This is a genomic window from Vibrio sp. 1078-1, assembly GCF_033340475.1.
In genome coordinates, this window is the sequence record NZ_JAWOWM010000003.1 from 187,978 (window position 1) to 201,419 (window position 13,442).

A 13,442-nucleotide genomic window follows, 5' to 3' on the forward strand; every position below is an offset into this window, starting at 1 on the left:
TTAGTTAACCACTACGTTGCCACCTTTCACGACGACTTTGTCACTGCCTTCGATCGTAATAGCCGAGCCTGATAACTTTATTGAACCATCACTGTTCATCACTAAAGAGGAACCACCCGTTTTCAATACAATCTTGTCGCCACTGATAATTTGCGTTGCACCATCGGCTTTATAAGCGGTGTTCCCTTTCACTGATACCGTTAAGTTGCCACCAATCGTCTGGTTATCATCCGCACCAATATCTGAACTCTTAGACGCACCGATAGTAAGGTTACTGTTTTCGCCAATATCTAAGTCATCATTTTTACCGATCTTAGTCGTACGGTTATCACCAATTTCTAAGTCAGAATTGTTTTTCACATACTGGGCTTCGTTCGCGTTGTATGTGACGGTAACGTCTTGCTCGACTGTCTCGGTAAACGTACTGTTTACTTGTGTCGTTTTATGTCCATGAATGGTTTCTTTATGGTCACCATGAACTTCATTCGTTTGGTGACGTGCAACCTTCAAGAATTCATCTTGACCGATATCACGGTAACGGTTGTTGAGCACCTTGGTCGACATGTCTTTTTGAGCGTGAATATAGACTTCTTCTTGGTTCGCTTCGTCTTCAAAACTCAACTCGTTGTAACCTGTTCCTTTGTGCGTTTGCGTGCGGAACGTGGTACGAGTTTTGTTTTCTGGCAAAGAGTACGGTGGGAAATGCAAACCGTTGTAAACTGCGCCCGTAACTAACGGACGATCTGGATCCCCCTCAAGGAAAGTCACTACGACTTCATGGCCAATACGCGGCAAATAAACTGCGCCCCATGTTGGCGCCGCCATGGATTGGCTTACACGAATCCAACAGCTTGAATGTTCGTTGTTATCACCGTAGCGATCCCAATGGAACTGTACTTTCACTCGACCAAGCTTGTCGGTGTAAATCTCTTCACCTTCTGGTCCTACAACAACCGCCGTTTGAGGGCCATCAACCACTGGTGCTGCTAGTTTAGGCGCTTTAAACACCACATCACGTGGAATACACGAGAACTGGTTGTAGTAAGTGGTTGGCATACCACTCGCTTCATCTTCATGCACTTGCGGATCTTGACCTGTGTGCATTACAGACAACATAAGGTAATCGCGGTTAATCTCAGAACGCGGGTGGTCACTGACGTTAAAGCTGTAACCAGATGCTAAGCGCATTACGTCACTCGTTGCTTCCACTTGTTGATTATCGACTATGTGTTCCGACATCCACTCCGTGGTTCTCACCTGACCCATCAGCGGGTCAACGTATCGTCCAGGATAATCAAACTGCTTGAGATCTTGGTCTAGCTCGCCAGCCTGTGTCATCTCTTGTGGAATTTTAGGGTGTTCGTAGTTGTAATCTGTGTACGTAACCTGTCCTGTTCTAACGCGGTTAACTAACTCGAGATCAGAGATATGTTCGCGATCGGCAACACCGCCACCATCGGCATGATAAACAATCGGCCCAATGTAAGAAGCATTTAGTGGCGAGCTTATCAAAGGTGCAATCGCGTCATTACTGTCGACAATGACCATCGTATGATTTGAATCGCTATGGTCAAAGTAATACCACATACCGTGTTCAGCCATCATACGCTGCACGAAGTGCAAGTCAGACTCACGGTATTGCAGAACGTATTCTTTTGGAGGATAAGTACCCGACACTTCAAATCGGTAATCGGTGACTGCCCCATCATCGAGTACTTCTGTGATGATGTCTTGCGCTGACTTTTGCTGGAAAATACGACAATCTTGGCGCTGAGATAAGAACCAAGCTTGAGGAACCAAGACTAATTGATAACGAGAAAAACGACGTCCAGTTCCTAAGTAACGCACTTCATTCACCACGCCGTTGAACACACGCGCAGCCCCAACACCTTGTCCGTAAAGTGTCAATGTTCCTGCTTTACGTATTAACTCATCGAACGAGATATCTGGATCAAGTGAAAGTAATGAGAGATTGATGTGGAAAGGCTTAGATAACTCTTCATGAACATGAAAGCTCTCGACCCGAAATTCATGCCCACATCCAGGCACTTCAAATTTAAATTCTACGTCATTCACCATATCTTTTACCTGATACAAATAATCGAATTAGGGCCAACAATCGTTGGCCCTGAATCTTTACGCGACGAGCAATTAAGCTTCGCGTGGAGCACGCCAGTCGTCGTTACCCGCAGTACCACAGTTTTCGTGAGTTACTTCGATCGCACGGTAAGTGAACTTAAGCACTTCTTCTGTCACGCGGTCAGCTGTTGCTGCGTCTTGACAGTGGTTCATACGAGTTTGGATATCGACAAGTAGCGCATCAATCAATTTGATTGAGTAGTAGTGCTCTTGTTTACCTTGAACTGAAGTGCGGTAGAAGCGGATCACACACTCAGGAAGTTTTTCGCCAGATACTAGTGCGTTGAATAGTAGTGGAGATGAGCGATCTTGAACTTTAGTTACAACAAGTGGACGGTGTACACGTTGACCAGTTGGCTGACCACTTTGTGGATCACGTGGAACTGTTAGCACGTGATCAAGTTCTTGTACTAGGAACTCATCAACGTGAGCTTCTTGCCATGTGTTACCTACTGAATCTGCAGAGTAAGTATCTTTAGTAATATGGCCTTGAGTCTCACCTTGGATAGACATATATGCTGGAGTTGGCATCGCTATTTCCTTTTCTAAAATCTGTTTTGTTTAAATCACCAAATCGCTTATCACCGCGACTAGTTGGTATAATCAAAGTCCGTGCCAACTTTAAAAATCAAACAAAAACAACAATTTAAGTAATACCAGGCATTGTTCACTAATATATTGAGTACAATTTATTGGATAAAAAACCAAAAAGTTGGATTAAGATAATAATAAATTGTTCTAACTTTAAAAAGTGAAAATAACCATATAAAACCGTGTAAATAAAGTCATTAAAACTAATAAATCCGACACTTTTACTATCAATTAATTTAGAATAACAACGCCATTAAAATAACCACAAACATTAATGTCACAATAATCATTAAAAATAACCAACAAACGATAGTCAAAATATCTTGATAAAAAAAGAGCGCAATTACTTTTAGTATAATAGCCGCTACCTCTTTTCCTCTAAAGAATAAAATGGCTATGATAAATATAAACCTTTCTTCATTAATTCAGCGTCTACACCCGATTGCAAAAGTAGCATTAGAAGACGCCGCTGCACTTGCAGTCTCTGAAAAAGCAAACGAAGTTCAAATTGAGCATTATTTACTGAGTCTATTAGAAAGGCCAAATAGTGATTTTGACGTCTTATTGAGTCATTTTGATTGTTCTGAGAACTTATTAAGACAATCGGTTCGATCCACACTCGACACCAACGCCAAAGGAAATGGCAGCAAACCTGTTTTTTCTGCTTTATTAATCGAATGGTTGCAAGAAAGTTGGCTGGTTTCTTCTTTAGATCTATCCGAAACACAAATCCGCTCTGGTGCCCTGCTCCTTACTCTTGTTAGCAACCCTCTCCGTTACGGCCAACATGGTTACGCCTCTATCCTTGAAGCGGTAAACCCTGACAGCCTTAATCGTAACTTTGCAGAGCTAACAAGCCACTCTATTGAGGCGCAAGTTGCTACTTCAGAAAAAACACAAGCTCGTGAAGATGGTTCAGCACTGAGCAAGTTCACAACCGACTTCACTGGTAAAGCACGCAAAGGCGAAATCGACCCTGTTTTCTGCCGCGACCAAGAAATCCGCCAAATCGTGGACATTCTTGCTCGTCGCCGTAAAAACAACCCTATTGCTGTTGGTGAACCGGGCGTTGGTAAAACCGCAGTAGTAGAAGGCTTGGCACTTAAGATTGTACAAGGTGACGTACCAGACAACCTCAAAGGTGTTGAGCTTTACGGCCTGGACATGGGTCTTCTGCAAGCTGGTGCAAGCGTAAAAGGCGAATTCGAAAAACGCCTAAACGCAGTATTGGATGAAGTGAAAAACTCGCCAACCCCTATCATTCTTTTCATCGATGAAGCACACACCCTTGTTGGCGGTGGTAACCAAGCGGGCGGCAGCGACGCGGCAAACTTGCTAAAACCAGCCCTAGCGCGTGGTGAAGTGAAAACCATCGCTGCGACAACATGGTCGGAATACAAGAAGTACTTCGAGAAAGATCCTGCTCTTGCGCGTCGTTTCCAATTGGTGAAACTCGACGAACCGTCTCCTGAGCAAGCAGCATTGATCATTCGTGGTCTGCGCCCAGCATACGAGAAGTCACATAACGTTTACGTGCGTGACGATGCTATCACTGCTGCGGCAGCACTTTCTGCTCGTTACATCTCTGGCCGTCAACTGCCAGACAAAGCGATCGATGTACTAGATACGGCGTGTGCACGAGTGAACATCAGCCTTAATGCCATTCCTGCTTCTGTTGAGACTCTGCAGCAAGAACTTGCAGCTCAACAGCGCGAGCTTGAAGCACTTGAGCGTGATGCTCTGCAGCAAACTGGCGACAAGCACAGCCTTGCTAACATTCCAGACCTAAAACTGGCAATGGAAACAACGAAAGAAGAGCTAGCAGAACAAGAAGCGCAATGGCACAAAGAAAAAGAGCAGATCCAAGAGATGATTGCTCTACGCTCTCGCTTACATGAACTGGTCTTTGGAGAAACAAATGAAGAAGAGCTTGTTGCAGACGAAGATTCAGAACAAGAGCAAGACGTTTCTCCATATGCAGAAATGGATGAAGAAGCCGTTCGCATTGCCATTTCGGCCTGCCAAGAACAGCTAGATGTAATCCGCAATGGCAACCCACTGGTTCACTTTGAAGTGGGCCCAGATGAAGTTAGCCACGTCATCTCGGACTGGACTGGTATTCCAATGGGTAAGATGCTTCAAGACGAAGCAGAAACCACGCTAAAACTGAAAGAAAGCCTAACACAAAGCATCAAAGGCCAAGAATACGCTATCGATGCACTGTCTGAAGGCATTCAAACTGCGAAAGCTGGTCTAGGTAACCCAGACGCACCAACAGGCGTATTCCTGCTGGTTGGCCCAAGTGGCGTGGGTAAAACCGAAACGGCTCGTGCGATCGCTGATCAAATGTTTGGTGGTGAGCGCTTTATGACGACCATTAACATGTCTGAGTTCCAAGAGAAGCACACGGTATCTCGCCTAATCGGTTCACCTCCGGGTTACGTAGGTTACGGTGAAGGCGGCATGCTGACAGAAGCGGTTCGTCAACGTCCATATTCTGTTGTTCTTCTTGATGAAGTGGAAAAAGCCGACCCTGAAGTGTTGAACCTGTTCTACCAAGTGTTCGACAAAGGCACGCTGAACGACGGCGAAGGCCGCACAATCGACTTCAAGAACACGCTGATCATCATGACCAGTAACCTTGCGACGCATGAGATCGAATCTTTGGTTCATCAATCCAAAGACATCGATGCAAACATCATCGCAGAAGCTATTCGCCCTACTTTGAACCAACACTTCAAGCCGGCGCTGTTGGCACGTATGTCAGTACTACCATTTGTTCCGCTGTCTGATGAAGCAATGACAGAAATTATTCACCACAAGCTGAACAAAGTTTCTCAGCGTCTACAGAGCCATCACAAGTTGTCTCTGAGCTACGAAGAAAGCTTGGTTGAGTTCGTACTAGGTAACTGTCGCCTTGCTGAAACGGGCGCGCGTAACATCGACGCGGTCATCAACCGTCAGTTACTGCCGCAACTATCGACTCAGCTATTAGTGCATGACAAGGATGATTCACATACGCAAATCGAAGTGTCTGTCGATGAGCAAGGAACACTAACCTATGCGTTCAGCTAACCATAGCGAACTTAGTAACGCCCTACTTGCGATCAGTCAGTCTTTGGCTGATCGCAGCCAGCTTACCCAAACCTTGGATGCCGTGTTGACCGCTGCGAGACAAATGACCCTCGCAAAGCACGGCATCATTTACGTTTTGGACCAGACTGGGCAGGCGTTGATTCCAAGTACCGCTCACCATAACGATAAAACTATCGTTTCCCACCCTTGGGAAGCATTACAGTTAGACTCAGCCAGTGAGAACGATCCATTCAACTTTGCCATTCGTAATGGTGAAGTGGTGTTGATTAACGAGTTGTATAAGTACAACGGCTATGACTGCGAAAGCATCTATCAAACAGAACAGACACTGGGATTAAAAAGCGAGAACTTACTGGCTTGGCCTTTGATTGATAGCGAAAGCAAAACCATTGGGCTGTTAGTCTTACTCGATTTAAGTGTTATCGACAATGAAACTGCATTGACTGAGTTTTGTCGTATGGCCGCGAGTAATATTCGCCAAGCTGTGTGGTTAGAGCAATACGGGCAAGTGATTAAAAATCTCAATGCAGACAATCACGCCCTAATGCGTGAGAACACTCAACTCAAAAAGCGTACCCAAAAAACCTATCAGGGTCCTATTGCAGAGAGCGAAGAAATGCTCAATGTTTTGAATCGTCTTGATAAGGTGTTATCTCTCCCTGTCGACGTTCTATTGCGTGGTGAAACGGGAGCCGGTAAAGAAGTGATCGCGAAATACATTCACGAAAACTCTAACCGTTCAGAAAAGCCTTTGATCGTACAGAACTGTGCCGCAATCCCAGAGCAGTTATTAGAGTCAGAACTCTTTGGCCATAAGAAAGGCTCGTTCACTGGCGCGGACAAAGACAAAGTCGGTTTGTTTGAAGCAGCCAACGGTGGCACGCTTTTCCTAGATGAAATTGGCGATATGCCAATGCTACTACAAGCCAAGTTACTGCGTGTACTGCAAGAGCGTAAAGTTCGCCCAATCGGCACTAGCAAAGAGATTGAAGTGGACGTTCGCGTTATCGCCGCAACCCACTGTAATCTTATGCAGCAAATCAAAGATGGCGGATTCCGTGCCGATTTGTTCTATCGTTTGAATGTGTTCCCTATTACATTACCACCATTGAGAGCTCGCAAGTCAGACATTATTCCCCTTGCTGAGCATTTCGTGCAACACACAACCAACACGCTAGGTTTGCCGCAAGCGCCAGGGTTAAGTGCCAATGTACGTAAACAGCTGCTTGCCTACCAATACCCAGGGAACGTGCGTGAGCTTAAGAACATCATTGAGCGCTCGGTGCTACTGTCCGATTTTGAAACCATTACTCACATTGAGTTTGGCGAACAAATCCCAGAAGATGTACCAAGTATTGACATGAAAGCAGCTTCACCTACCCCAGAGCAACCTGCTTACGAGCAGCAAGCACAAGCGGATTTAGAAGACGTTTCAAAGAGCCTTAAGGACGTTGTCAGCCAATACGAGCGTACAATAATCATCGATTGCTTAAATGCCTGCAATTGGCACACCAAGAAGGCCGCCGAGCAATTGGCACTTCCAATGAGCACTCTCAACCATAAGATGAAGAAATACGACATTTCTGCAGCGGGTTGATGGGGCTTAAAAAGAAAATTCTAAATTCAGTATGAAGTCATAAGAAAAGAAAAACCGCCCGAAGGCGGTTTTTTTGCATCTAGGAAGGGTTATCAAGTGACTTTTCCAAGGGCTTGGGTGCTTGAGTTACCGCAGGTTGTTTCTCAATCCAATCTTTCAACCATTTCTTGCGTTGAGATTCGTTATACTGCTTCCAAGTTTCAGCCGCAGACTTGTCTACGCCTTCCTCTGTCGACTCTTTCTCAATTAACCAAGGCATATCACTAAAGAAATTACCAGCCAAAGCACTATCCGCATTTAAAGAAGGAATAGAAATTACAGCATCACGACCAATATCATAGTCATCAGCTCCATTTAATCCGACTTGTTTTAGATGAGCAACCGAAAGCTCCAAGTTCGCTTTACCACCAATTACACCACCAAACGGTCTTAGACCTTTTAACCTAACTCCCGTTGGTGCAACATATTCCAAGTTAAACCTCATGCAGTACATCGTATAGTTTTTGCTCTTAGATAGTTCATTCTCTTCAGTGAGACTACCTACAGCTTCACCTATAAACTCACTCATGGCATCAACTTGTTCTCGATGGTTTTCTGAAATAGATTCAGTAAACATCCATTCTTCGTTTTTATAGGCAAACTCACCAATATGATACATATCGGTGAAGTAAAGAGGACCTTTAACTGGCTTGCCATCATTTCCGTCGAGCGCCAGTTGAATACACATATTCACTGCTTCCCACGGCATACCCAAACGTTCATAAAGTGCTTTTTCATGACTCTCACCCAAAATCAGTACATAAATACTGGCAGGATCGTCTTTCTTTTTGTTTCCCCATGAGAAACCATCACGCCAGATATTATCAGCCGATTGGTACCACTTTCTTTCACTGAAAAAGTTCAAACCAGACGCTTTGGTGTCTATAGCCACCAATTGCTGTTTAATGCCATGAAGTATAGGGATGGTATTTTTGTCTCCCTCACCTGCCATTAAGGTAAAGCTCTCTACCATAAGGTCCTGTTCACGTAGACGCAGTTGCTGCTCTCCCAAGTAGGTATCAAGCAAAACCAGTCTAGTTTCTGTACTTAAAGCGCCAATTTGCAACTCATCTTCAGCATCATCAAACTTCTGCCCCAGACTGTACTCTTGTGGTAAATAAAAACTATGTTGCCCTTGATTTGTTCTAATTCCCAAGCAGTAACGCATATTTTGGAAGCCTCCGCCTTTTACATAGCGCTTAAAGGAATCCGCTTCTGCAAAATAGTCGCTTGGCTGACCCGATATCGCTGCTCCGGAAACTGCCATACTGAACATTGCATCAGAGAACATTAGCTTTGCTTTAGAGGTCATTGGTTTCATACCGTCGATCATCACATCACCGAAGCGGAATGAGGGAATATGCTCAATAGCAATCAACGTAGCGCCGTCATCAATCCCCTGTTGCTTGTAAAAAGCACTTATTCGCCCATCAGGATCAGTTTTGAAGTCACTAACCTTCATTGGCAGCATCCAGTCACTGAAAGCTGGGCCTTTAATATTTTCGAGCCCGTCAACGCGATCGTAGCCAATCGTAACTGGCTTCGCATACTTGTGTTCTTTTTTAAGTATCAACTGCACTTTCACTTTATCGTATGGACCTAGGCGACTGTTGCTAGATTGCTGAATCCAACTATCATATGACATCCATTCTGGTTCATCACTTTCAGTATAACGAGCTGACTGAACAAGTATTCGACAATAACCGATTTCATCTTTCTTTAACTCACTTCCCTGCGGGTTAAATGACTCGGTAAAGTTATCAAACATCGTTTCATTTGGGTGTTCAAACAACATGGTTTGTATCGGGAAGATTTGATTAAATGCACCTGACGCTTTAAAGCTATCCCTGTTTTCGGTTATAGAGAGATGAGAAACTTTGCTATTAGTTGTTATTGGAGCAGGCCAATGCTGCGCACCTTGTGGCATCTTTGTCGATAATTCGGTGTAGTACTCGTTATCACAACGGTTCTTCCAGTTAGCCGCTAAGGTGTTTCCTTTGATCGTATGTACAGACCAATCATCGCTCAAAATGTAGTTCTCAATGTATTCCTTCACCTTGTAACGCTCAACCAAAAACCTAAACGAGATATTAGAATTCCGTTTGGTTTGAGATCCTAGGTCAGCGAGTAATAACACTAAGCCATTAATAGCAAGCGCTCGTAGTTGGTAGCGTTTTAACACCTCCTTACGAACTTCTTCGCTCTCAAGGTGAGTAATGAGTTCCTGATAAGACCTACATTCAATACCTACATCTACCTTACTGCGTCGCAAATCGTTAAGTAACTCGATATGTATTTTTGCCAGCCTTTCAAGCTCACTGACAACCTCATGGCTTTGCTTTAACTCTTCTAGGAAGGAGTCCAACATTAAACTATCAATCACTTTCACCGCAGATATTGCTGTCTTTGAACCCTCTATGGCAAGCATAAACCCTCTTGCCGCAGGAGCTATAGCAGGAATATAGGAAGCGACGTCAACGACACTGTCAAAAATCGCCATTCGCAGTGCGACTTCTGCTTTATCTTGCGCAACCATCTCAGCTTCTAGAGCAAGCCTAGAGCGTTCCATTGCATGCGAGCCATAGCGACTGGGGTGAAAGAATATGTTCAGGGATTGCAGGTAAATACGGATTACAACCCGACGGTTTTGTCTTAGATTAGGGTTGTTGCGGTCGACTTTTTCACCTTGTTTGGGAACATAGACAGGTTTACTTTCACCAAAAGCGGCTACCGAAACACGACCTTCAAAAACAGGGAACTCCTTCATGAGCAGCTTTTTCGCATATTCTGCGCGCTCTGCCGAGACCTGCATATTTGCTTTCTCGGTACCGACTTGGCAAGCATGCCCTTCTATCTCTACTCTAAGGTTTGGCTCATTCTCTAAAACGTTGGCAAGAGAAGCAGCAAGCTGTTTAAATATAGGTGCATGATCCTTTAACTCTTTTTCACGCGAGTTAAAGGCAAATTCTATTTTTATTCCTGCGCCTCTAGAGCTATTTACGAGAATGGCGTCAATCTGATTGCCAGATTGATCACGCGCATCTTTTAAAGCCTGTTCTAGTTTTTCTTCCTGGATATGGTTAGCTGTCTTCCAAACTGGAATTTGAGCAAGGTAGTCTTTTGTAACTTCTTCTGTTCCTTGCTCTGCTTTATCAACCTTTTTATTTTGATTAACCAGCTGTTTAGCTTTTTTATACAAACTAAGTGCTGTCAATCCCGTTCCGAAGCCATTAAAACCAACGGTTTTACCACCAGAAAGCCAAGCTTCCGCAACTCGCCCGGCAACCACACGTCGGTTACCCAGACGTGATTCTAAAGAAAGTGCAAGTGCGCTTGACCGAGCTTCATTGGTGTTAAAAACCTTATCGTGAAATAGCGCCTTCCAACCAACACCCGCGATAGTTGGAGTGTGGAGTTCCTGCAACTTATCAAGCGCTTCTTTCGTACTGTAAATACCGTAATACAATTCGCCCGCCGCTTTCATCGCAGGCGGCATCTCGGACTTAACTGCATCCCAATACAGTTTCGAGACGTTATTAAACACCGCTTGGCGGCCATCACGGTCTAAAGTGTCTTGCAAGCTACCGCTCAGCAGCCCTGCTCCTAGCTGAGCAGACACATCTCGGATATTCTTGAGTAACGCAATACTCCTTGAAGCTGGCGTATTGGCTGTTACACCTTGTACATTACCGTGAAGGTAATGTTTCATATTTCCAAAGTACTGAGGGTATTGATAAATCAAGGATTCCTCAAGGGAGATCATATCGCCACTGACAATGGCAAATTTCCCTAACGGAGTGCTTGAAGAAAAGGTAATCTGTTCACGTAGCTCGTAAGTATAGACTGTATCTAAGCCTTCAGAAAATTGCTGAATATGAGCGTCTTTAATGAACTGTGGAACACCATTTTTCATCTGGCTTGGAATAAATTCGACACGGATACTGTATAAGCCTTCTTTAAAATCAGCAGGATCAACGTGAAACATCGCGCATGGATATTGCTTAGCATTTTCTTCTGAAAGCTCATCTTCAGGTAATGCCGCTTGTACTGAAGAGCCTATCGTTTTGTATTCCCCACCTTCTTTGGTTGAGTCAAACTTTTGCAAAGTAACCGTCGCACTTTCATAGCCTTGATCAGAAAAAACCACCGCGCAACTCGCCACAACAGGTAAAACGAAGCCTTTTAGTGTCTCTCCCGATTCACTTACATCTTCATACCACTTATTATATTCTGCCTGTTCTTCGCTGAGCCCCCCGTTCGCAGCTGGTTCGTAAGGCTTAGCCAATTGTTCAATGCTGACCTCTGTCAAGGTGAGTTTTGCTTCGCTGTTTTCCAACTGGCTACTCAACTCTGCAACTTTTGTAGCTAACTCTTTGGGGTTTAACTCAGAAAGTGAAGCTATTAAAGGCAAGGGCGGAAAGCGGAAAGTGAAGGTCTGCTCACCCTCTTTGGGTAGATCCCTACCTAACGCATGAATTGTGTGCTCTGGTGTCAGGACCTCAAAAGCCCCATATTGATCGGGCTTTCCGTTACCCAGTGAACATAACTTAAATTTATGGTCGGTAGCCCAAAGCTTAGGGCTATCGCTATCAGTGACGTTAAGCATCGGCACTTTCGCTAAAGGGCGAATATTAGCGATTTGTTTTCTTACCAAGCTTTCCTCTGAATGCCAAGATGGGAATTCAGTTGTTTTAGTTTGAGAGTTAAATTCCCCCTCATAATAAACACCAAACAAATAGTAATTTGCACACAAAGGTATCGCGTTACTGGTATCATGAGTGCTCACAGTTCATCCCCTTTAACAAAATCACCATTGTTGGCAAAGGCGTTGTAAAGAGAAGAGTTACTGGCACTATGGCCCGTCCCTATTTGCTCCCATTTTAAATAAGAACCAAATTCTTTATTTTCTTTTAGTTTACTGAGGATGGCCCGCGCCGCTCCATCCCGAGCATAATTCGCATCTTTACTCAAAATTTCAAAATAGCGCAGTTTACCTACCGCTCGCGGTACAATTTCTTCTTGTTGAAATGAACCCTGCTCGATATCAATTAGATAACGAAACTTCCTACTTTCACCCCAAGCGTACTTACCGTCTGGACTAATACTACGTTTGTTAAACTTATAATCACCCAGATTTTGTTCATCAGGATTAATTCCCGTGCTAAAGAGAAATTCGTCTTTTGCCTCATCATAAACTGCAACGCCAAAGTCGTTTAGTACGTATCTTTTTCCTTTTTGAATCACGGAATACTCATTAAACTCTGTGTCTACTTGCTGTTTTTCGCCTGTCGCTAAGGTGTACTTCCAGTCTTTAAACTTGTCTACGTAGTAAAGGTAGCTGCTGTCTTCTGCCCATAGAAACTCTGGGTAGCCACGTGAACGACCTAGTTCAATATACTCACCCGTCTTAAGATCTTTAATTACTTTAAACATCCCTTCTGAGGCCGAATAGGCCAAAGCCAAGTAGCGATTATTTGGAGAGACACGCATTAGACGAACTTTGCCAACAAACTCATCTGCGACCAGACGCAAGTCCGTCCCATCCGTTTTGATACTCCACACTTTATCCCTTTGATCATAATGGTCTTTCGCTTCATTTCGGGCGTTATCCCAACGAAACACTACACGTGGTAAATCATAAGAGCTTTCATTGGTGAGATCTTCACGTGGCCATTCTTTAGCTTTAAAAATAAAGTGTTTAGGTTTACCCGTCTCTTTGTCATAAATAACGTAATTGTTTTCTGTAATATAAACACGACCATCTTCCCACTGTTGAGCATTTTTTTCTGCGATTCGGTCTTGAACCGTCTGAGGTTTTGGCGCGTGTTGTTCTGGTTCCTTGGCCGATTCTTGATTACAGCCAGATAAGACCGCTAAAGTAATCAAGCATAATGTATGACGTAGATTCATCTTATATTCTCTTCGTTATCTTTCTCGATCGCGTTTAATAGTGTGACAACGCAACCCGAATAAGTTGTTT

6 protein-coding genes are annotated in these 13,442 nt (G+C 44.1%); 2 read left to right on the forward strand and 4 right to left on the reverse strand.

Annotated features, from left to right (window positions below; genetic code table 11):
- Together tssI and R7190_RS07930 are read right to left on the reverse strand one after the other, a co-directional pair.
- Complete coding sequence (gene tssI, locus R7190_RS07925; RefSeq protein ID WP_042523523.1) at positions 1–2,079, reverse strand: type VI secretion system tip protein VgrG; 2,079 nt, start codon at positions 2,077–2,079, stop codon at positions 1–3.
- A 72-nt stretch (positions 2,080–2,151) separates the two neighbouring features.
- Entirely contained in the window at positions 2,152–2,670 is a 519-nt protein-coding gene (locus tag R7190_RS07930; protein WP_005373415.1) for an Hcp family type VI secretion system effector, read from the reverse strand.
- Between the two features lie 456 nt (positions 2,671–3,126).
- On the opposite strand from R7190_RS07930, the gene tssH reads away from it, so the two are divergent.
- On the forward strand, positions 3,127–5,805 hold the full coding sequence (tssH, locus tag R7190_RS07935) for a type VI secretion system ATPase TssH (RefSeq protein ID WP_186585418.1): 2,679 nt from the start codon (positions 3,127–3,129) through the stop codon (positions 5,803–5,805).
- Complete coding sequence (locus R7190_RS07940; protein WP_186585420.1) at positions 5,792–7,423, forward strand: sigma-54-dependent Fis family transcriptional regulator; 1,632 nt, start codon at positions 5,792–5,794, stop codon at positions 7,421–7,423. The genes tssH and R7190_RS07940 overlap by 14 nt, the downstream gene beginning before the upstream one ends.
- A 79-nt stretch (positions 7,424–7,502) precedes the next feature.
- On the opposite strand, the gene R7190_RS07945 is transcribed toward R7190_RS07940, so the two are convergent.
- Both R7190_RS07945 and R7190_RS07950 read right to left on the reverse strand, forming a co-directional pair.
- Positions 7,503–12,248: an OmpA family protein gene (locus tag R7190_RS07945; RefSeq protein ID WP_186585422.1), complete on the reverse strand. Its 4,746-nt coding sequence runs from the start codon at positions 12,246–12,248 to the stop codon at positions 7,503–7,505.
- On the reverse strand, positions 12,245–13,372 hold the full coding sequence (locus R7190_RS07950) for a Tricorn protease domain-containing protein (RefSeq protein WP_186585424.1): 1,128 nt from the start codon (positions 13,370–13,372) through the stop codon (positions 12,245–12,247). The genes R7190_RS07945 and R7190_RS07950 overlap by 4 nt, the downstream gene beginning before the upstream one ends.
- Positions 13,373–13,442: the final 70 nt, after the last annotated feature.